The sequence below is a fragment of the Bradyrhizobium genosp. P genome (assembly GCF_049949265.1).
GTDB lineage: Bacteria > Pseudomonadota > Alphaproteobacteria > Rhizobiales > Xanthobacteraceae > Bradyrhizobium.
Map to the genome: position 1 here is coordinate 7,249,140 of NZ_CP188195.1, position 19,327 is coordinate 7,268,466.

A 19,327-nucleotide genomic window follows, 5' to 3' on the forward strand; every position below is an offset into this window, starting at 1 on the left:
GTCATGGAAGCCGAGGTTGGGATGCTGGTGGTGGAGACGATTGCGAAGATCCGTCGCGCCTATTTTGTTCATGGTCAGCCCATCAAGGCGATCTGCCGGGAGCTTGGCGTATCGCGCAAGGTGGTCCGCAAGGTCATCCGTTCGGAGGCGACGGAGTTCCGGTACGAGCGAGAGACGCAGCCGCTTCCGAAGATGGGCCCGTGGAGTGCCGAGCTTGACCGGTTGCTGGCGGCGAACGAGAGCAAGACGACGCGCGAACGGCTGACGCTGATCCGCTTGTTCGAAGAGCTTCGCGGCCTCGGATATGCCGGCGGCTACGACGCGGTTCGTCGCTATGCGCGGCGGTGGAGCCGAGAGCGTGGCGCCTCGACGACCTCAGCTTATGTGCCGTTGAGCTTTGCGCCCGGCGAAGCCTACCAGTTTGACTGGAGCCACGAAGTCGTCCTGTTGAGCGGGACCACGGTGGTGGTGAAGGCGGCGCATGTCCGGCTTTGCCACAGTCGGATGCTGTTTGTTCGGGCCTATCCGCGCGAGACGCAGGAGATGGTGTTTGACGCCCACAACCGGGCGTTCGCACTGTTCAAGGGGACTTGCCGGCGCGGCATCTACGACAACATGAAGACGGCGGTGGAGACGATCTTTGTCGGCAAAGGCCGCCTCTACAATCGGCGCTTCCTGCAGATGTGCAGCCATTATCTGGTCGATCCGGTTGCCTGCACGCCAGCGTCGGGCTGGGAGAAGGGACAGGTCGAGAACCAGGTCGGGTTGGTCCGCGAACGCTTCTTCACCCCGCGGCTGCGCTTCAAGACATTGGATGAGCTGAACGCCTGGCTGCTCGATAAATGTATCGCCTACGCCAAGGCTCATCGGCATCCAGAGTTCGCCGACCGGACTGTCTGGGAGATCTTCGAGGCCGAGCGACCCAATCTCGTGCCGTATGCAGGTCGGTTCGATGGCTTCCATGCCGTCCCGGCCTCGGTCTCCAAGACCTGTCTGGTGCGCTTCGACAACAACAAGTACTCGGTTGCGGCAAGCGCGGTCGGGCGGCCCATTGAGGTCCAGGCCTATGCTGACCGCATCGTGATCCGCCAGGACGGCCGGGTCGTTGCCGAACATCCGCGATCATTCGGTCGCGGCGAAACGGTCTACGACCCCTGGCACTATGTGCCCGTGCTGGTGCGCAAGCCCGGTGCCTTGCGTAATGGCGCTCCCTTCAAGGACTGGGTGCTGCCCGCAGCGATTGAGCGTGTACGGCGCAAGCTCGCCGGTGCCGATGATGGCAATCGACAGATGGTCGATATCCTCAATGCGGTGCTGACAGACGGATTGCCCGCGGTGGAAGCCGCCTGCGCCGAGGCGGTCGCTCATGGCGTTCATTCCGCTGATGTCGTGCTCAACATCCTGGCTCGTCAACGTGAACCTGCCCCACCGGCCAACATCATGACGCCGGCCGCCTTGACGCTTCGCTATGCGCCGATCGCCGATTGTGCCCGCTACGACAACCTCCGGAGGACAAACTGATGGAACGAACCCAAATCTTCGATCTCATGGGCGAGCTTAAGCTCTACGGTATGAAGGCCGCCTTCGACGAGATCATGGCGACCGCCGTCAAACGCCAGCACGAACCCCAGCGCATCGTCGGCGATCTGCTCTCCGCCGAGATCAACGAGAAGCAGGCCCGCTCGATCAAATACCAGCTCACCATCGCCAAGTTGCCGCTTGCCAAGGACATCGCAGACTTCCAGTTCGACGGCACGCCGATCAACCAGACGCTTGTCAATGATCTCGCCGGCGGCGGCTTCATCGCCCAGCAACGCAACGTCGTCCTGGTCGGCGGAACGGGCACCGGCAAGACCCATCTGGCCATTGCTATCGCGCGAAGCTGCATCCGATCCGGCGCCCGTGGCCGCTTCTATAACGTGGTCGACCTCGTCAACCGCCTTGAGACCGAGACCCGCAACGGGCGACAGGGCCGGCTTGCCGAGCACCTAACCCGCATGGACTTCATTGTCCTGGACGAGCTCGGATATTTGCCCTTTGCCCAGTCCGGCGGTCAGCTTCTCTTCCACCTCGTCAGCCGCCTTTATGAGCGCGCCTCCGTCCTCGTCACCACCAATCTGGCATTCGGCGAGTGGCCGAGCGTGTTCGGCGACGCCAAGATGACAACCGCGCTGCTCGATCGTTTGACTCATCACTGCGACATCGTCGAGACCGGTAACGACAGCTGGCGCTTTAAAAGCCGCGACGACGATCAAACAACCCGCGCTCGCGCCGTCTCCGCAACCCCGGCCAGCTCCGACGCCGCGAGCGCTACCATCAAGACTCGCCGATCAAAGGGGTCCCCTTTGGACGCCGATCGGGGGTCCCAGTCCAACGCCGATTGACATCAGCGGATTATTCTCAAACAGCTCAAAGAATCGGGGGCAGACCTGCGATACCATGGCGACTACGATTGGCCAGGAATTTCGATCGCCAACTATGTGATTGCGAAATACGGCGCCGTAACGTGGCATTTCTCAGCGGCAGACTACGTCGCCGCCGCCAAAAGCGCTCCTCAGCTCGCAATACCGCTCAGCGGACGGCCCGTCATCGCTTCATGGGATGCTGATCTCACCACGGCCATGATAAAGACCGGAATCAAGATCGAAGAGGAGGCCATCGCCGAGCGGATCATTGACCTTTTAGGCAAAGGGTCGCTACAGGCCTGACCAAATCCGAGAACGCACCCCGTCCGGACGATCGACCGCGAGTACGTCGACGATGGAGCAGATCTCGTCGGTTCGGCCCTAAGGGAGACTCCGCGCACGCGGCTGTTCCTCAACAATTTACATGCTTTCGGCGATTTCAAGGGAACCTGCATCGGGGAGAAACGAGCGACGCTAAGTTTGCTTAGGGCGAGGCTTAAGTTGAACAACATGGGTTAAGCCGCTCCTCGACGTCGTCGACCAGGGCTCCTCAAACTCCAAAATATCCTCGGTCTGAACCTGCGCCATTTCTAAGAATAATGCACAAGAGCTTGTTGATTTTGGCATCCGTACGTTGCATCTTCGCAGCAGAGTGGGCGCATCCTTACGTTTGTGGGCGAGTGGCATACCCACCCCGAAAGTTTCCCTACGCCTTCGTCAATCGATCTGAACACGTGGCGCGCCGTTACACGAAAGAACGCAACCGGCAGCACCGTCTTTCTCATCAGAGGATACGACGGCTGGTGGGCAGGCCTCGCTTGCGGGAACGTGCTCTCGAAACTGTCGATTGTCCCAACTGAGGATGACGCCTGACGGCGCGAATAGACGAGGTGAAGGGCTCGCTCTTGTTGGTGCGCGAACCCAACATTAGTTCGGTGTCAAGCAGCGCTAGAAGTGAGCGGACCACTACCTAGTCGCCGACGTCCGATCGTTGTCGTGACGATACGCCCAGTCGTAAATCGTGCAGGTGAGCCGCTGAGCGAATGGCATCGTGCTCGGTTCTGCGGCTTTCGGAGCGGATAGACTGACTTGTGACTGTTGTCCGCCAGCTTTCGCTCGTCGATTGTATCTCACGTGGCCCTCCTATTCGCACAAAAGCTCGACAGGACAAGAGTTGTGCGACAAGCAGCGTCAAATCGGCCGGACCGTTCCAGCGATCGTCACCTTCCTACCTCCCGGCTTCCAGAGCTACGGAGCGGGTCAATGATCTGAACGTCCTCGAAGTCCTTTTCATTGTCGCTCACGACGACGCACTCGTTGGCTTCGGCTACAGCGGCAATAATTGTGTCTAGCGCGCTTCGCGAACGGCCTTTGGCTTTACCGTTGGTCATCAGCCGCGCCCACACGAGGCCAGCTTTCTCGTCGAACGATAGGACGCGGCCAGCGAACAGCGCTTGCGGGCCTTCGGGGCCTGCGAACCATGTTTCAAGGCTGCTGCGCTTCTTGCCCTTCGGTTTCTCTAAGATGCCCCGGCGGATTTCGGCGACGGTAAGCGAAGCGATGAAGAGGTCGTCGTCTTTCTGAGCACCCATCCACGCCAACAGCGAGTCCGACGGCTCCGGCTTTATGACGTTGCTGATGATATTGGTATCAAGGAGGTAGCGCGTCACAGATCGACCTTACGCCCCTCATCTCGCGGACGGCTGAAGTCCATATCCGCGCCGACCATAGGTGAGCGACGCAGCGCGGCGAGAATACCGCCCGCTTTCGGAGGCTCGCCCGTCACTGCCTGCTGTATGGTCCGGCGGAGCTGCCCGGCTTCCGGGCCGCCCTCAGTCAATTTCCGGGCAAGAGATCGAAGCAGATCGCGGTCGGCGTCGAGCGCCTGGATCTCGAATCGCGCGATGCCACGCTCCGTCAGTCGGGACCGATAATTCTCGAGGGCTCTCTTCTGCGCAGTGTTGCTCATCGCGTGCTCCGTACTATATCCAGATATATAGCCGTATTTCCTTAGAGCGCAAGGTCGGTGGAATTGCTATCGGTCCCGGCCAATGAAGGCGGCTTCTCTAAGGCATTTTTGGATACCGGGGGGTTGCCACCGTGACAAGACACCCTCCTTCCAAGGGGGCGATCGCAAAAATTTTATTGCCACGACGATGGTCGACCCGTCCCCCGCCACTACGCTGCCCATCGCCAGCATTCGCCGTGATGCGCCGCAAGACATTGATTTGCAACAAATTTTCACCTTGCCAATGCTCCGTCACTTGGCGTCATTGTCGCGAAGCGGGGCATACCGCGCGAGGTCAAGGACGCGATCGTGGCGCGACGGAGACGTACAACAGCCGAAAGGCTTCGCGTGGTCCCAAGGCGGCCCGCGAACCGGCTGGGCCTGCGCCGTCGAAGGCCGCCACGTCTCATCAATCTGGTCCGGCTGCTGGCGCGACAGGCGCGGGGCTGCGTTCAGGCCGAAACAAACAGCCGGTGCGAGACCGGCTCCCGGAGTAAGGAGGTCGCCTCGTGAGAGTTGCGCTCTATGCTCGGTACACATCGGACAATCAGCGAGACGCCTCGATTGAGGATCAGTTGCGGCTCTGCCGCCTCCATGCCGAGAAGCAAGGCTGGACCGTCGTCGACAGCTATACCGATCGCGCGATCTCCGGCGCGTCACTCCTCATTCAAGAGCTGGGCAGCGACGCGATGCGCGGCATATTCGCCGTCGTGCTCGCAGAGGCGATGGATCGCCTGAGCCTCAATCAGGAGGATATCGCTGGACTATTCAAGCGTATGGCCTTCAGCGGAGTGCGTATCGTCATGCTGCCGGAAGATGACGTGACGCATTTAAGGGCCGACTTCGGCAGCTCGCGGTTCCGATGCCACGCTTTGCCATAATTCCAATGGGTTCCTGGCCGCGTCGTATGCCCGCTGCAATCGCAGCGGGATATTGCGGAGAGCAGACCGTCGAAGCATTTCTAAAACGAGTCGGCACGGAGTATCCTCAACCACGCGTGAAAGAAGGGAGGCGTCAGTTGTGGTTGAGAGACGATCTGGACCGAGCCATTGCCCCGGGCATCGTGCCGGGCGACCTCGCCGAGGATTTGTGACGTTGGAGCGCCCGCTTCCACGCTTCGTGGAGGTGCGTCGGCTTGCGCACGGTTCGGCCGCATTCTACTTCCGGATCCCGACCCATTACCGCAACCTCGGCTGCGAAATGGCGAATGAGCCACTTGGGACGAGCTACGAAGCCGCATGCGGCACTGACGGCAGAGGCGGACGCGCCGCCACGCTCAATGCCTTGTTCGATGAATGGAATAGCCAGCGCAGAGGGCAGCCGGGCGAGCAGGGAAAAATCGCGCGCTACGGCACCGTCGATTGGCTATTCCGGCAGTACAAGACGGAGAAGGCATACACTGAGAAGGTTTCACCTCGGTCGCGCCCCGACTACGAACGGATCATGCAATTGATCTGCGACACTGTCGGCAAGAGCGGCCGCCGGATCGGTGAACGGCAGATACTGGAAGTTACGCCAAGAGCCGCTGATAAGATCTACGACAAAATCATCAACGGCCCGAACGGCATCAGACTGCGGCAGGGAGAAAAGGTGGTCGGACTCTGCCGGAAGGTATGGCGGATCATGCGTCGTCTGCACCCGGAGCTGTTCGATAGGAAACACCCGAACCCCTGGGATGATTTCACCCTAAAGAGCCGTACCAGGACCAAGAAACACGCGGTCACCCGTGAGGAGGTCTAAAAGTTCGCGTGGGGCTGCATCAAGGAAGGCCGGCCTGAACCCGCGGCTGTCGCGGTGATCTGCTTTGAATGGCTGCAACGGCCGGAGAACGTGGTGGCCGGGTTTTTGACTTGGCCTGACTACCGCAGCAAGAACTGGCCGCATGCCGTGCGTATCGAGCACCACAAGAACAAGGCGCTGGTCTGGCACCCGCTCGAAGAGACCCTCGAAGGAGAAACCGTCAAGTTTTATGCCGAAGCTGAGGACGTTTTGAGCCATCTTCCCAAGCTTGGCGTCCCAATGATCATGCGTCGGGTCGAAAGAGGTGAGCGCAAGGGCGACGCCAAAGTATGGTCCTATCCCGGCATGGAAAAGGTCGTACAGCAGATGCGAAAGAAGATCGACGGCGTGTCGAAGCTATTCACGCTCGATGCCTGTCGACACGGCGGCATGACCGAGCTTGAGGAAGCCGAACTGACGGACGGCCAGGGACGTGCGCTTTCCGGACACAAGACCGCACAGGCCTATCGCGGTTACGCCAAGGAAACGATGGCGCGAGCGTTAGCTGCGACCCGGAAACGACACGCGCATCTCCTTGCGCAAAAGGAGATCGATCAACAGCAGGTTGCTGAGGATGCAGCATCGCCTCGAGATGAAACGCTAGCGACCAAGACCAGCACCGGCTCGCAAAGATAGACTTCGAGCTTCGTTCAACGCTTCAAAGGCCGGTGGCATTTTCGCCGGCGCCGGCATCCCGCGACGGGATAATCCCCAGCTGCCGAAAACTCAAATCCCCTACAGCAGTGAATGAGCAACGCTCAATTTCATTGACGATTTCGGCAGCCCGATTCATCCGAAAACGAACCCAGCACAGAATTTCCAAATGCGGGCTGAATCGAATTTCCAAACGCGCCGAAATCTTCGGCACGGCAAATAGAATTTACCTAACGAATTCAAAATCTTGAATATGGCTGGGGCGGGAGGGATCGAACCTCCGAATGGCGGAATCAAAATCCGCTGCCTTACCGCTTGGCTACGCCCCAACGTGCCGATCGAGGGCAACGCCGGTCTATAGAGTGAGGCCTCCGATTTCAACAGGGCGAGGCGCGAAATCCCGCGAAAGCGAGCGGCCGGGCGCAGTACCCCTAACATAAAGTGTCGCCGCGGTGGCCGAAACGGACCGCGCAGCGTCCGTTCGAAGAGTTGAGAGGCGGCGGGTTTCGTGGGAAGACGGTTGCCAAACGCCTTGTCGGGAGTAACGCCATGACCTACCGCGCGCCGATCAACGATATCCTGTTGTCCCTCAATCACGGCGCGGGGCTCGCCGCTGCCGTCAAGGCCGGCCATTACGGCGATTTCGACGGCGACATCACCGCCGCCGTGCTGGAAGAGGCCGGCAAGTTCGCCGGCGACGTGCTGGCGCCGTTGAACAAGGTCGGTGACGAGCACGGCATCAAGCTCGACAACGGCAAGGTGACGACGGCGCCCGGCTGGCCCGACGCCTATCAGCGCTGGACGGCTGCGGGGTGGAACGGGGTATCGGGACCGGAAGCCTTCGGCGGCCAGGGTCTGCCGCTCGCGATCAACGCCGCCTGCACCGAAATCTGGAGCGCGTCCAACGTCGCGTTCGGCCTCTGCCCGCTGCTGACGCTGTCCGCGATCGAGGCGCTCGATGCCCACGGCAGCGAGGAGCTCAAGACCATCTATCTGGAGAAGCTGGTCACCGGCGAATGGACCGGCACGATGCAGCTCACCGAGCCCAATGCCGGCTCCGATGTCGGCGCGCTGCGCACCCGCGCCGAAAAGCAGCCCGACGGCACCTATCGCATCAAGGGCACCAAGATCTTCATCACCTACGGTGAGCACGACATGACCGACAACATCGTGCATTTCGTGCTCGCACGACTGCCCGATGCGCCCGCCGGCACCAAGGGCATCTCGCTCTTCCTGGTTCCGAAATTCCTGGTCAACGCTGATGGCTCGCTCGGCGACCGCAACGACATCCATGCCTCTGGTGTTGAGCACAAGCTCGGCATGCATGCTTCGCCGACCTGCACCATGACGATGGGCGATAAAGGCGGCGCGATCGGCTATCTGATCGGCGAAGAGAATCAAGGCATGCGCTGCATGTTCACGATGATGAACCAGGCCCGCCTCGGCGTCGGCCTCGAAGGCGTCGGCATCGCCGACCGCGCCTATCAGCAGGCGCTCGCCTACGCGCAGGAGCGCCGCCAGGGAAAGGCCGTGGGCCGCAAGGTCGACGGCATGGATCCGATCATCGTGCATCCCGACGTCAAGCGCATGCTGATGCAGATGCGCACGATGACGGCGGCGGCACGCTCGATCTGCTACGCCACGGCGGTTGCGCTCGACGTCTCGGTGCGGGCCAAGGACGCCAAGGTGCGCAGCGAGGCCGCCGCGCGCGGCGCGCTGCTGACGCCGATCGCGAAGGCATTCTCCACCGACATCGGCAACGAGGTCGCCTATCTCGGCGTCCAGATCCATGGCGGCATGGGCTTCATCGAGGAGACCGGCGCCGCGCAGCATTATCGCGATGCCCGCATCACCTCGATCTATGAAGGCACTAACGGCATCCAGTCGATCGACCTCGTCACCCGCAAGCTCGGCGCCAATGGCGGCGCCTCGGTGTGGGCGCTGCTCGACGAACTCTCCGCGACGGTCAAGCAGGTCGAAGCCTCCAACGATCCGGCCTTCGGCACCACCGGCGCCAAGCTGCGCGACGCGCTCGCAGCCCTCGATCGCACCAGCAAGTGGCTGCTCGAGCGGCTTGCCGCCGCGCCGAACGATGCGCTCGCCGGCGCGACACCCTATCTGCGGTTGTTCGGCGCCACCCTCGGCGGCTGCATGCTCGCCGGCGAAGCGCTGGCCGCGAAAGCCAACGGCGAAGCCGAGCCGCAGCGCTACGTCGCGCTGGCGCGCTTCTTCGCCGAGAACCTCGCCGTGCAGGCGCCGTCGCTGGAGAAGACGGTGACCGACGGCGCGGAAGCGGTGAACGGCGCGGATGCGGTGTTGTTGGGGTAAGCTCCCAGCACGCGTCGTGCCGGACGATGCAGACCTGATTTTCGATACTCCGTCGAAATAGCTCACTTGCGGTGTCATCATCCGCGCATGCGCATGCGGGTGATCCAGTATTCCAGAGACGGTTGTGCTTGAGCCGATGGGCCGCGGCGTACTGGGTCGCCCGGTCCCAGTGCGCAATTGCGCACAAGGCCGGGCGATGACAACGGTGGTTGAGGACGCAGCTTCTCGGTCTCGCGACACGATTTGTCCGAGCTTTGCATTTCGTTTGCCCTCTCTCTTGGTAGAGGGCGCAGGGAAAGCCGGGTGCCGATCGCACCCATGGGCCCGGTGCAACAAAAAGCACCGGGGTAGGACCACAGGTGTAACCGGGAACAACCCGGCTTTCCCTGCGCGATGGGTTACGGCTTATACGTGCTCTCCCCGGTGAGACTGGGCTCTTTTGTCACCGTCACCAGCGAGAGACATTGCCCTCTCTGACGAGACACCTGCCACTAGGGCGTCAGGCCTGCACGACTTCGCCGTCCGCCTCATGCGCACTCGTCTGTTGCGCAATCGGCGTCCACCGCATCCCACCGCGCGTTCGTGACGTGCGCTCGCCCCTCGATCGGGTGGGACGGGAAGAGTCATACACTAAGTCGCACTTCCAATAAACCGAAATATTTTTATTCGAAGGACTTGCCTCGTCGGGCAAATCAGTGCTTGGCGCGCATTCTCTATCCGCGTACGAAAGCAGCGTCACGCATCCATCGTGTGAGGACAGACATGCAAGCTGACCTCGTTCAGACCTACCGCGCGTTTGCCTACAACAACGCATGGGCCAACCATCGCCTGCTCAGGGCATGCGCCCGTCTCAGTCAGGCGGAGTTTGCCGCCGCGCGGACCGGATTTTTCCCGAGCCTGCAGCAGACCCTGAACCACATCTATGTCATCGACCTGTTCTATGTCGACGCGCTGGAAGGCGGATGGCTCGGGCCGAAGGCGTGGGCGAACGAAGTGCCCTGCCCGTCGGTCGCCGAACTACAACCGGCGCAACGTGCGATCGACCAGCGCCTGATCGCGGTCTGCGATGCGCTGACGCCTGACCTGCTCGGCGATGTCGTGCGGATCAATCGCGACACCAGGGTGCAAACCGAACGGCGCGACCGCCTGCTGATGCATCTCTTCCAACACGATATCCATCATCGCGGCCAGGCCCACGCCATGCTCTCGGCAACGGCCGTCAAGCCGCCACAACTCGACGAGTTCTTCGCAGCCGGAGAAGCGCCGCTCAGGGCCAATGAGTTCGCGGAGCTCGGTTGGACGGAAGCCACCGTGTGGGGCGACTGATTGAACTCTTGAAGAGGCGATGTCCGCAACGGCACTTCGATCACGAGAACAAAAAGGTGCCAATCAAGAGCCCCGCCGCAAACGCCCACAGCCCCAAAGTGCAGGCTGAAACGACGCGGGCGAAGTTACGCAAATCTACGTCTTGCGAAGTCTCGTGGGATCGATCCGTCAACTGCAGGCACCCCCCTGCGATGGCCGCCTTGGTATCCTTCCCGAGCGCAGTAGTCTTCCCATAGGTGCCCAAATGAAGGCAACAGGCGATCACGCCGGATCACGGATTTGCACGACCGCGGGACTGGCCTGAAGATGCCGGAAGGGTCAGGAGGACGAACCCATGACACGCATCTGGACTATCATTGGCGTGGCCGACGTGCTCCGTAGCTACAGGTGGTATCAGTCGCTCCTTGGCCTGCCGGAAACGGCGCCAGCCCATGACTATTTCGGGCAAATCGTCGACCCGGATGGGACGGTGTTACTCTGTCTCCACGCTTGGGGCGCCCACGAGCATCCCACATTGACAAGTCCCGCCCACGCCAAGCCTGGCAACGGCCTCCTGTTGTTCTTCCGGGTCGACAATCATGACGCAGCATTGGCAAGGGCACGTCCCCTCGTCAGCCGGCTGGAAGAACAGCCGCATGTGAATCCGAATACCGGCACTCGGGAGTTTTCGCTGCGGGATCCTGACGGATACTACGTCACCATCAGTGCGCTCGATCCGGCCTGACCGCCCTGCTCGGATGCATCGAGGATCTCAGCCGACGTCCGGCATCCGCTCGAGCAGCTTGTCGAGCGTGATCGGTAATCGCGGACGCGCACGCCGGTCGCATTGTAGATCGCGTTGGCGACCGCCGCGGCGACGCCGCAGATGCCCAGCTCGCCGACGCCCTTGGCCTTCATCGGCGAGGAGATCGGATCGGTCTCGTCGAGGAAAATCACTTCCTGATGCGGGATATCGGCATGAACGGGCACCTCGTAGCCGGCGAGGTCGTGGTTGACGAAGAAGCCACGGCGCTTGTCGATCACCAGTTCTTCCATCAACGCAGCGCCAACGCCCATAGTCATTGCGCCGATCACCTGGCTACGCGCCGTCTTCGGATTAAGGATGCGGCCGGCCGCGCAGACCGCCAGCATCCGCCGCACCCGGATTTCCGCGGTCGCGATATCGACGCCGACCTCAACGAAATGCGCGCCGAAGGTCGATTCCTGATACTTCTTGTCGAGGTCGCCATATTCGATGCCGTCCTCGGCGGATAGACCGCCCTCGCCTGCCGCATCCGCGAGCGGCACGTTGCGATTGCCCGATTTGACCTGACCGTCGGCAAAGACGGCTTCGGCCGAATTGAAGCCGAGCTTCTGCGTCACCGCGTCGCGCAGCTTGACACAAGCAGCGTAAACGCCCGACGTCGAATTGTTGGCGCCGAACTGCCCGCCCGAGCCGGACGACACCGGAAAACTGGAATCGCCGAGCCGAACCTTCACGCGCTCGATCGGAATGCCCATCATCTCGGCCGCGGTTTGCGCAATGATGGTGTAGCTGCCGGTGCCGATGTCGGTCATGTCGGTTTCGACCGTTACAACGCCCGCTTTGTCGAGTTTGACGCGCGCGGCCGACTTCATCAGAAGGTTGTTGCGGAACGCAGCCGCGACGCCGATCCCGATCAGCCAGCCGCCGTCGCGGACCCGGCCCGGCTGCGGCTTGCGTTCGCTCCAGCCGAACCGCTCCGCACCCAGGCGCAGACATTCGGTCAACGCCCGCTTCGAGAAACGACGCTCAGGCTTTTCTGGATCGACCTGGGTGTCGTTGAGGATGCGAAGCTCGATGGGATCGATGCCAAGCTTCTCTGCCAGTTCGTCGACCGCGATCTCGAGCGCCATCATGCCGGGCGCCTCGCCCGGCGCGCGCATTGCGTTACCTTCCGGCAGATCGAGCAGTGCCGTCCGCGTCGCCGTCATGCGGTCGGCACCGGCATAGAGCAGGCGCGTCTGGTTGACCGCCGTCTCGGGCTGTCCGCCCGGCAAGTTACCCGACCAGCTCTCATGGCCGATCGCGGTGATCTTGCCGTCGTCAGTCGTGCCGATGCGTATGCGCTGAATGGTGGCGGGGCGATGGGTCGTGTTGTTGAAGATCAGCGGGCGCTGCAACGCGACCTTCACCGGCCGGTCGGCCGCGCGGGCGCCGAGCGCCGAGCGCCGCCATCAGGGAATCCGCGCGCGAAAACAGTTTTCCGCCGAAGCCGCCACCGATAAAGGGTGAATCCAGGCGGACGTTCTCCTTGGGCAGGCCGAGCGTCTTGGCCATGTCGGCCTGATTCCAGGCGATCATCTGGTTGGACGTCCAGAGCGTGAGCTTGTCGCCGTCCCACGCGGCGATCGATGCATGCGGCTCCATCATCGCGTGCGCCTCGTCCGGCGTGGTGTAGGTCGCATCGAGCTTGACGGGCGCCTTCGCGAAGGCGCCGGCGAAATCGCCGGTTGCGGTGTCGGGCGGACCGCCGACACCGGGCACTGGCTTACCGGTGTCAGCTACGGCGCTGAGATCGAAGGCGCCATCGGCGCGCGCATAATCGACATGCACAAGTTGCGCCGCCGAGCGCGCCTGTTCGAAGGTCTCGGCGACGACGACCGCGATGGCCTGGTGATAATGCTGGATCTCGGGGCCGCCGAGCAAATTGGCGACATTGTTTTCGCCTTTGCCTAGCTTGCCGGCGGTCTCGGCGGTAACGATCGCCAACACACCGGGGGCGGCCTTGGCGGCGGCCAGGTCCATCACCCGGATGCGGCCCTTTGCGATGGCCGACCCGATCACATAGCCGTAGGCCGCGTTCGGCGCGACGTCGTGGCGCTCATAGGCGTAAGGCGCGGTGCCCGTGGTCTTGAGCGGACCGTCGATACGGCTCATAGGCTTGCCGATGACCTTGAGCTGGTCGATCGGATTTTCAGTGGCGGGCGTATCGAATAGCATATCTCAGCCTTTCGCTTCCGCCAGCATGGCGTCGAGCGTGCGCTCGGCCAAAGCCAGCTTGAATGAATTCTGCTGGGTCGGTTTGGCACCGGCCAGCAGCTTCGCAGTCACGGCCCGGGCGCCCCGCGGCATCTCCGCCTCGGCCGCCTCGACGCGCCACGGCTTGTGCGCAACGCCGCCGAGTGCCACACGCCCGGTGCCGTCGCGCTGCACGATGGCACCGACCGACACCAGCGCGAAGGCGTAGGAGGCGCGGTCGCGAACCTTGCGGTAAATCTGCTTGCCGCCGACGGGCTTGGGCAGAACAACGGCGGTGATCAATTCACCCGTAGACAGGTTTGTCTCGAACTGTGGCGTATCACCGGGCAGGCGATACAAGTCCGCGATCGGAATGCTGCGCGTCGCACCGTCCGGCTTCACCGTCTCGACCGTGGCGTCGAGCGCGCGCATCGCGATCGCCATGTCGCTCGGATGGGTGGCGATGCACGCATCGCTCGATCCGATCACCGCGTGCTGCCGGCTGAAGCCGCCGATCGCAGCGCAGCCGCTGCCGGGCTCGCGCTTGTTGCAGGGCTGGTTGGTGTCGTAAAAATAAGGACAGCGCGTACGCTGGAGCAGATTTCCGGCGGTGGTCGCCTTGTTGCGCAGCTGGCCGGACGCGCCGGCGAGCAGCGCCCGCGACAGCAGACCGTAGTCGCGCCGCACCCTTGCGTCCGCGGCGAGATCGGTGTTGCGCACCAGCGCACCGATCCGCAGGCCGCCCTCCTGCGTCGCCTCGATTTTGTCCAGCGAAAGCCCGTTGACGTCGACCAGATGGGCCGGCGTCTCGATCTCGAGCTTCATCAGGTCGAGCAGATTGGTGCCGCCGGCGATGAATTTGGCCTCGCTGGTGCGCGCAGCCGCGGCCGCCGCCTCGCGCGGTGAGTGCGCGCGCTCGTAGGTAAAAGCTCTCATGCGTCCCTCCCGGCGACCTCGGTGATCGCCTCCGCAATGTTGGAATAGGCGCCGCAGCGGCAGATGTTGCCGCTCATTCGCTCGCGCAGCTCTGCATTGGTCAGCTGAGGTTGCGCATTGAGGTCGGCGCTGACATGGCTCGGAATGCCCGACTTGACTTCGCTGAGCACGGCGACCGCCGAGCAGATCTGCCCCGGCGTGCAATAGCCGCACTGATAGCCGCCGTGCTGAACGAAGGCGGCCTGCATCGGGTGCATCCTGTCGGGCGTGCCCAGCCCCTCGATGGTCGTGACGCTGTCGCCCTCGTGCATCACCGCGAGCGACAGGCATGAATTGATTCGCCGGCCGTTGACGATGACCGTGCAGGCGCCGCATTGACCGTGATCGCAGCCCTTCTTGCTGCCGGTCAGCTGCAAATTTTCGCGGAGCGCGTCGAGCAGCGTGGTGCGGGTGTCGAGTTCGAGCTCGTGCACCCCGCCGTTGACCTTGAAGGAGACTTTCATCATCGCTGGGGCTCCAGTTGAGACTGCCGATCCCTGCGCCGCCGCCAGCCGTGAGGGCGCCGTCGCAAAGACCGGCACGGCCAGCGAGCCGGCGCCGGCGATCAAAAGATGGCGCCGCGAAAGCTCCAAACCGCAGCGTTCCGGCATGCCGCGCTCCATGGTCGTGTTGCACTGCCTCAACTTGCGGGTCCGCCAAGTGTTTCAATTTGCTGTTTCAATTTGCGAACCGCGAGCAACTTTAGGCCCGCAGCGGCCGGGAATTAGGTGCAAAAACCTGCAAATACTTATCGATGGGGCTCACAGATCCCAGGCTCGGCGCGACCGTCGACCTGCATCGCCTAGTTAACTGCATTGCGCAGCTCTCATACCCGCGTAGGGGAAAACGCCCGGGAACACTTGGGGCTTGCAGCGGATCATGTAAGGTTGGTGTAAGGTTCATGTAAGGATAGCCGCGATGAGCTGGACTGGGCCGGCAGCGACGACGCCGGCCGCCGATGCAAGGGACCGCTTGATGACCGCGCATGTGATCGTGACCGACGAAGCCGCCACTCGCGTGATCAAGCTGCGCCGGCCCGAGAAGAAGAACGCGATCACCCACGAGATGTATCGCGCGATGGGCGACGCAATCGACAAGGCGCAGAACAATCCGAAGATCCGTTGCCTGATCGTCACCGGCGGTTCCGGTGTCTTCACCGCAGGCAATGATATCGAGGACCTCCTGAGCGAGGGCGCCTCGGAGGCCGATCCGCCGCACGCCTCCAACCAGATCAAGTTCCTCTATTCGCTGGCGCACAACGTCAAGCCGATCATCGCGGCCGTCGACGGCGTCGCGATGGGCATCGGCACCACCATGCTGTTCCATTGCGACTACGTGCTCGCCAGCACGACCGCGCGGTTCTCCACCCCGTTCAGCAATTTCGGCCTGGTGCCGGAGGGCGCCTCCAGCCTGCTGATGCCGCGCTGCATAGGTCATCAGCGCGCCTTCGCGATGCTGGTGATGGGACGCACCATGACGGCCGACGACGCCCGCGTCGCCGGTTTCGTCAACACGGTGGTGGCGCCGGGACATGCCGAGGTCGAGGCCCACAAGGTGGCGCGCGAGATCTGCGCGCTGCCGGCGGAGGCGGTGGCGATCTCGCGGCGGCTGATCCGGCTGCCGCCCGAAGACGTCACGCGCCGGATCGACCAGGAGAACCATTTGTTCGCCGAGCGCATGCGCTCCAAGGAAGCGATCGCCGCCTTCAGGGCGTTCATGGCGCGCACGAAGGATTGAACGCCAGCGTCGCAAAAATGTAGTGGCGATGCCCCATGGTCGTGTGCTCCATGGACAGGTCATGAACCGCTTCAATCGTTCGTCCCTCGCCGCCACGCTCTGCGCGCTCGCAATCGCGTTCGCAGTTTCCATGGCCAGTCCCTGCCTGGCGCAGAGCGCGGCGCCGGTGGACCTGCGCATTCTCGCCATCAACGATTTTCACGGCTATCTGCGGCCGCCGCCCGGCGGCATCCGCATCACCGATCCCGCCGATCCGACCAAGAAGATCATGGTGCCCGCCGGCGGCGCCGAGCGGATGGCGACCGCCGTCAAGAAGCTGCGCGAGGGGCACAAGAACAACATCTTCGTCGCGGCCGGCGACCTGATCGGCGCCAGCCCCTTCCTGTCGGCGATGTTCCACGACGAGCCGACCATCGAGTCGCTGTCGATGATGGGCCTTGCGATCTCCTCCGTCGGCAATCACGAGTTCGACGAGGGCAAGGACGAGTTGCTGCGGATGCAGAACGGCGGCTGCCACCCGGTCGACAATTGCCAGGGGCCGCATCCGTTCACCGGGGCAAGGTTCCACTATCTCGCCGCCAGCACGTTCGACAGGGCCACCGGCAAGAGCGTGTTTCCGCCTTACGAGATCAGGGAGTTCGATGGCATTCCAGTGGCCTTCATCGGGCTGACGCTGAAGGACACGCCGAACCTGGTGTCGCCAGCCGGCGTCGCGACGCTCGAGTTCCGCGACGAGGCCGAGACCGTCAACGCGCTGGTCCCCGAATTGAAGGCGCGCGGTGTCGAGGCAATCGTGGTGCTGATCCACCAGGGCGGCTTTCCGACAGGCGACTACAATGAATGCCCCGGCATCTCGGGGCCGATCGCCGACATCGTCAAGAAATTCGACAAGGCGGTCGACGTCGTGATCTCCGGCCACACTCACCAGGCCTATGTCTGCGAGATCGACGGACGGCTCGTCACCTCGGGCGACAAATACGGCACGCTGGTCACCGCGATCGACCTTCAGCTCGATCCGAAGACCCATGACGTGATCAGCGCCAAGGCCGACAACACCATCGTGCGGATCGGCAGCTATCACCGCGATCCCGAGCAGACCGCGCTGCTGGAATCCTACGACCGGCTGGCCGCGCCGATCGCCAATCGCCCCGCGGGCGCGGTGACCGAAACGCTGTCGCGCACGCCGATCGAGACCGGGGAAAGCGTGCTCGGCGACATCGTCGCCGACGCGCAGCTCCTTGCCACCAGTTCGGAACCGAATGGCGGCGCGGTGATCGCCTTCACCAATCCCGGCGGCGTGCGCACCGACATCGTCAAGCACGATGATGGTGCGGTCACCTATGCGGATATCTTCGCAAGCCAGCCGTTCCGCAACCAGCTCGTGACGATGACGCTGACCGGGCAGCAGCTCAAGGACGTGCTGGAGCAGCAATGGGCCGACCCGAAACGGCCGCGTCCGTTGCAGGTCTCCAAGGGCTTCGCCTATGCGTGGGATGCGACCAAGCCGGATGGCGCGCGCATCATCGCCGAGCGGATGTCGCTCGACGGCAAGCCGATCGACCCCAAGGCGAGCTACCGCGTGACCGTGAACAATTATCTGGCCGAAGGCGGCGACGGTTTCACGGTGTTCAAGGACGGCGCCGCGCAGCAGTTCGGCGCCTACGACGTCGACGCGCTGTACGCCTATTTCAAGACCAACAGCCCGGTCGGCCCGGCGGCGGGCGGCCGCATCGCGCGGGTGAATTGAGCCGGAACAGAGCCCCTTCGCCCTCTCGCCATGCGGGCAGATCGAATGCAGCCCTTTCCGGGGAGCGGTTAAGCGCCTAGATTAGGCCTTCGTCATACGCGCAGCATTTGCGCCGGGAATTCGCATGACACTGCTTCTGACGCATTCCGCCTGTCTCGACCATTTGACCCCTCCCGGACATCCCGAACGCCCCGACCGGCTGCGCGCCGTCGACGAGGTACTGGCGGAAGACCGCTTCAAGGCGCTGGTGCGTGATCTGGCGCCGGAGGGCGATCTCGACTCCGTGATGCTCTGCCATGGCGAGCATTATGTCGGTGAGCTCCGCCACATCGCGCCGAGCTCGGGCATGATTTATGTCGACGGCGACACCTCGATGTCGCCGGGGACCTGGGAAGCGGTGATGCGCGGCGTCGGCGGCGCGGTTGCCGCAGCCGATGCGGTGATGGCAGGCCAGCATCGAAACGCCTTCGTCGCGGTGCGCCCGCCGGGCCATCACGCCGAGAAATCGACGCCGATGGGGTTCTGCTTCTTCGACAACGCCGCGATCGCCGCGCGCCATGCGCAGCGCAAATTCGGCATCACGCGCGCCGCGGTGGTCGATTTCGACGTCCATCACGGCAACGGCACGCAGGACATCTTCTGGGCCGATCCGACCGTGATGTACTGCTCGACCCACCAGATGCCGTTGTTTCCCGGCACCGGCGCGATGAGCGAACGCGGCGAGCATGACACCATCGTCAACGCACCGCTGGCGCCCGAAGACGGCAGCGCCAAGTTCCGGGCAGCCTTCGAGAACCTGATCCTGCCGCAGCTACAGCGGTTCTCGCCCGAGCTCATCATCATCTCGGCCGGCTTCGACGCGCACCACCGCGATCCCCTGGCCTCGATCAACCTGAAAGCCGACGATTTCGGCTGGGTGACGCGCAAGCTGATGGATGTCGCCGACAAAAGCGCCGAGGGCCGCGTGGTCTCGGTGCTGGAGGGCGGCTACGATCTGCAGGGCCTCAAAGAGTCGGTGGCATCCCACGTCACCGCATTGATGGGCGCCTGAATCCCCGCCACAATACCTCCGCATAAATTCGATTGATTCTGCGCCACCGCAAACGGCGCAGTCGGGAACAGTGTATGGCCGAAAATACCCAGATGGACGTCAAGAAGCTCTCCTTCGAGCGCGCCATCGAGGAACTGGAATCGATCGTCAAGCGGCTCGAGGACGGCAAGGTCCCGCTCGAGGAGTCGGTCACGATCTACGAGCGTGGCGAGGCACTGAAGCGGCGCTGCGAGGAGCTGCTGCGCCAGGCGGAGGCCCGCGTCGACAAGATCACCACCGACGCCGCAGGCCAGGTGACCGGCACCGAACCACTGGACATCCAGTAGCGCCAAGGCGC

19 protein-coding genes, 1 tRNA gene and 1 pseudogene are annotated in these 19,327 nt (G+C 62.9%); 14 read left to right on the plus strand and 7 right to left on the minus strand.

Features of this window, described 5'->3' with window-relative positions; genetic code table 11:
• Positions 1–21: 21 nt before the first annotated feature.
• From istA to ACP2YO_RS34840, 4 genes are all read left to right on the plus strand, one after another.
• Complete coding sequence (istA, locus tag ACP2YO_RS34825; protein ID WP_426443088.1) at positions 22–1,521, plus strand: IS21 family transposase; 1,500 nt, start codon at positions 22–24, stop codon at positions 1,519–1,521.
• Entirely contained in the window at positions 1,521–2,384 is an 864-nt protein-coding gene (istB, locus tag ACP2YO_RS34830; RefSeq protein ID WP_426435624.1) for an IS21-like element helper ATPase IstB, read from the plus strand. The genes istA and istB overlap by 1 nt, the downstream gene beginning before the upstream one ends.
• A 45-nt stretch (positions 2,385–2,429) precedes the next feature.
• Positions 2,430–2,708 carry a DUF2399 domain-containing protein gene (locus ACP2YO_RS34835; protein WP_426443383.1) on the plus strand — a complete coding sequence of 93 codons (279 nt, stop codon included), beginning with the start codon at positions 2,430–2,432 and terminating at the stop codon, positions 2,706–2,708.
• A gap of 369 nt (positions 2,709–3,077) precedes the next feature.
• Complete coding sequence (locus ACP2YO_RS34840) at positions 3,078–3,278, plus strand: hypothetical protein (RefSeq protein WP_426435625.1); 201 nt, start codon at positions 3,078–3,080, stop codon at positions 3,276–3,278.
• A gap of 347 nt (positions 3,279–3,625) precedes the next feature.
• Here ACP2YO_RS34840 and ACP2YO_RS34845 read toward each other — a convergent pair whose 3' ends face one another.
• Together ACP2YO_RS34845 and ACP2YO_RS34850 are read right to left on the minus strand one after the other, a co-directional pair.
• Positions 3,626–4,075 carry a type II toxin-antitoxin system VapC family toxin gene (locus ACP2YO_RS34845; protein ID WP_426435626.1) on the minus strand — a complete coding sequence of 150 codons (450 nt, stop codon included), beginning with the start codon at positions 4,073–4,075 and terminating at the stop codon, positions 3,626–3,628.
• Positions 4,072–4,374, minus strand: a complete 303-nt coding sequence (locus tag ACP2YO_RS34850) for a hypothetical protein (protein WP_426435627.1) — start codon at positions 4,372–4,374, stop codon at positions 4,072–4,074. Before ACP2YO_RS34850 ends, ACP2YO_RS34845 begins: the two co-directional genes overlap by 4 nt.
• A gap of 548 nt (positions 4,375–4,922) precedes the next feature.
• On the opposite strand from ACP2YO_RS34850, the gene ACP2YO_RS34855 reads away from it, so the two are divergent.
• From ACP2YO_RS34855 to ACP2YO_RS34865, 3 genes are all read left to right on the plus strand, one after another.
• Positions 4,923–5,294, plus strand: a complete 372-nt coding sequence (locus ACP2YO_RS34855) for a recombinase family protein (RefSeq protein ID WP_426435628.1) — start codon at positions 4,923–4,925, stop codon at positions 5,292–5,294.
• Between the two features lie 214 nt (positions 5,295–5,508).
• Positions 5,509–6,153: a hypothetical protein gene (locus tag ACP2YO_RS34860; RefSeq protein WP_426435629.1), complete on the plus strand. Its 645-nt coding sequence runs from the start codon at positions 5,509–5,511 to the stop codon at positions 6,151–6,153.
• A gap of 93 nt (positions 6,154–6,246) precedes the next feature.
• The gene (locus ACP2YO_RS34865) at positions 6,247–6,828 is read left to right on the plus strand and encodes a hypothetical protein (protein ID WP_426435630.1); all 582 of its coding nucleotides are present in this window, start codon (positions 6,247–6,249) and stop codon (positions 6,826–6,828) included.
• A 22-nt stretch (positions 6,829–6,850) separates the two neighbouring features.
• Here ACP2YO_RS34865 and ACP2YO_RS34870 read toward each other — a convergent pair whose 3' ends face one another.
• Together ACP2YO_RS34870 and ACP2YO_RS34875 are read right to left on the minus strand one after the other, a co-directional pair.
• Positions 6,851–7,060: a hypothetical protein gene (locus tag ACP2YO_RS34870; protein WP_426435631.1), complete on the minus strand. Its 210-nt coding sequence runs from the start codon at positions 7,058–7,060 to the stop codon at positions 6,851–6,853.
• Positions 7,061–7,100: 40 nt separating this feature from the next.
• Positions 7,101–7,175 (minus strand) — tRNA-Gln (locus tag ACP2YO_RS34875).
• 220 nt (positions 7,176–7,395) lie between these two features.
• On the opposite strand from ACP2YO_RS34875, the gene ACP2YO_RS34880 reads away from it, so the two are divergent.
• The 3 genes from ACP2YO_RS34880 (at position 7,396) to ACP2YO_RS34890 (ending at position 11,224) form a co-directional block, all read left to right on the plus strand.
• Positions 7,396–9,174 carry an acyl-CoA dehydrogenase gene (locus ACP2YO_RS34880; RefSeq protein ID WP_426435632.1) on the plus strand — a complete coding sequence of 593 codons (1,779 nt, stop codon included), beginning with the start codon at positions 7,396–7,398 and terminating at the stop codon, positions 9,172–9,174.
• Between the two features lie 762 nt (positions 9,175–9,936).
• Complete coding sequence (locus ACP2YO_RS34885; protein ID WP_426435633.1) at positions 9,937–10,500, plus strand: DinB family protein; 564 nt, start codon at positions 9,937–9,939, stop codon at positions 10,498–10,500.
• 334 nt (positions 10,501–10,834) lie between these two features.
• Positions 10,835–11,224 (plus strand): VOC family protein, encoded by a 390-nt coding sequence (locus tag ACP2YO_RS34890; RefSeq protein WP_426435634.1) that lies wholly within the window; start codon positions 10,835–10,837, stop codon positions 11,222–11,224.
• A 27-nt stretch (positions 11,225–11,251) separates the two neighbouring features.
• Here ACP2YO_RS34890 and paoC read toward each other — a convergent pair.
• The 3 genes and pseudogenes from paoC to paoA all read right to left on the minus strand — a co-directional run bounded on the left by paoC (position 11,252) and on the right by paoA (position 15,078).
• Positions 11,252–13,462: pseudogene (gene paoC / locus ACP2YO_RS34895) on the minus strand (aldehyde oxidoreductase molybdenum-binding subunit PaoC).
• 3 nt (positions 13,463–13,465) lie between these two features.
• Entirely contained in the window at positions 13,466–14,416 is a 951-nt protein-coding gene (locus ACP2YO_RS34900; RefSeq protein ID WP_426435635.1) for an FAD binding domain-containing protein, read from the minus strand.
• Entirely contained in the window at positions 14,413–15,078 is a 666-nt protein-coding gene (gene paoA / locus ACP2YO_RS34905; RefSeq protein ID WP_426443384.1) for an aldehyde dehydrogenase iron-sulfur subunit PaoA, read from the minus strand. Before paoA ends, ACP2YO_RS34900 begins: the two co-directional genes overlap by 4 nt.
• A gap of 352 nt (positions 15,079–15,430) precedes the next feature.
• Here paoA and ACP2YO_RS34910 point away from each other — a divergent pair, with 352 nt between their 5' ends.
• The 4 genes from ACP2YO_RS34910 to ACP2YO_RS34925 all read left to right on the plus strand — a co-directional run bounded on the left by ACP2YO_RS34910 (position 15,431) and on the right by ACP2YO_RS34925 (position 19,316).
• Positions 15,431–16,192, plus strand: a complete 762-nt coding sequence (locus tag ACP2YO_RS34910) for an enoyl-CoA hydratase-related protein (protein ID WP_426443385.1) — start codon at positions 15,431–15,433, stop codon at positions 16,190–16,192.
• 61 nt (positions 16,193–16,253) lie between these two features.
• Entirely contained in the window at positions 16,254–17,939 is a 1,686-nt protein-coding gene (locus ACP2YO_RS34915) for a bifunctional metallophosphatase/5'-nucleotidase (protein WP_426435636.1), read from the plus strand.
• 124 nt (positions 17,940–18,063) lie between these two features.
• The gene (locus tag ACP2YO_RS34920) at positions 18,064–18,990 is read left to right on the plus strand and encodes a histone deacetylase family protein (protein WP_426435637.1); all 927 of its coding nucleotides are present in this window, start codon (positions 18,064–18,066) and stop codon (positions 18,988–18,990) included.
• 74 nt (positions 18,991–19,064) lie between these two features.
• On the plus strand, positions 19,065–19,316 hold the full coding sequence (locus tag ACP2YO_RS34925; RefSeq protein ID WP_426435638.1) for an exodeoxyribonuclease VII small subunit: 252 nt from the start codon (positions 19,065–19,067) through the stop codon (positions 19,314–19,316).
• Positions 19,317–19,327: the final 11 nt, after the last annotated feature.

Excerpts from the sequence above, each read along its gene's own strand:
- istA (WP_426443088.1), top strand. The coding sequence starts at position 22 with ATGCTGGTGGTGGAGACGATTGCGAAGATCCGTCGCGCCTATTTTGTT.
- istB (WP_426435624.1), top strand. The coding sequence starts at position 1,521 with ATGGAACGAACCCAAATCTTCGATCTCATGGGCGAGCTTAAGCTCTAC.
- ACP2YO_RS34850 (WP_426435627.1), bottom strand. The coding sequence starts at position 4,374 with ATGAGCAACACTGCGCAGAAGAGAGCCCTCGAGAATTATCGGTCCCGA.
- ACP2YO_RS34880 (WP_426435632.1), top strand. The coding sequence starts at position 7,396 with ATGACCTACCGCGCGCCGATCAACGATATCCTGTTGTCCCTCAATCAC.
- ACP2YO_RS34885 (WP_426435633.1), top strand. The coding sequence starts at position 9,937 with ATGCAAGCTGACCTCGTTCAGACCTACCGCGCGTTTGCCTACAACAAC.
- ACP2YO_RS34890 (WP_426435634.1), top strand. The coding sequence starts at position 10,835 with ATGACACGCATCTGGACTATCATTGGCGTGGCCGACGTGCTCCGTAGC.
- ACP2YO_RS34900 (WP_426435635.1), bottom strand. The coding sequence starts at position 14,416 with ATGAGAGCTTTTACCTACGAGCGCGCGCACTCACCGCGCGAGGCGGCG.
- paoA (WP_426443384.1), bottom strand. The coding sequence starts at position 15,078 with ATGGAGCGCGGCATGCCGGAACGCTGCGGTTTGGAGCTTTCGCGGCGC.
- ACP2YO_RS34910 (WP_426443385.1), top strand. The coding sequence starts at position 15,431 with ATGACCGCGCATGTGATCGTGACCGACGAAGCCGCCACTCGCGTGATC.
- ACP2YO_RS34915 (WP_426435636.1), top strand. The coding sequence starts at position 16,254 with ATGAACCGCTTCAATCGTTCGTCCCTCGCCGCCACGCTCTGCGCGCTC.
- ACP2YO_RS34920 (WP_426435637.1), top strand. The coding sequence starts at position 18,064 with ATGACACTGCTTCTGACGCATTCCGCCTGTCTCGACCATTTGACCCCT.
- ACP2YO_RS34925 (WP_426435638.1), top strand. The coding sequence starts at position 19,065 with ATGGCCGAAAATACCCAGATGGACGTCAAGAAGCTCTCCTTCGAGCGC.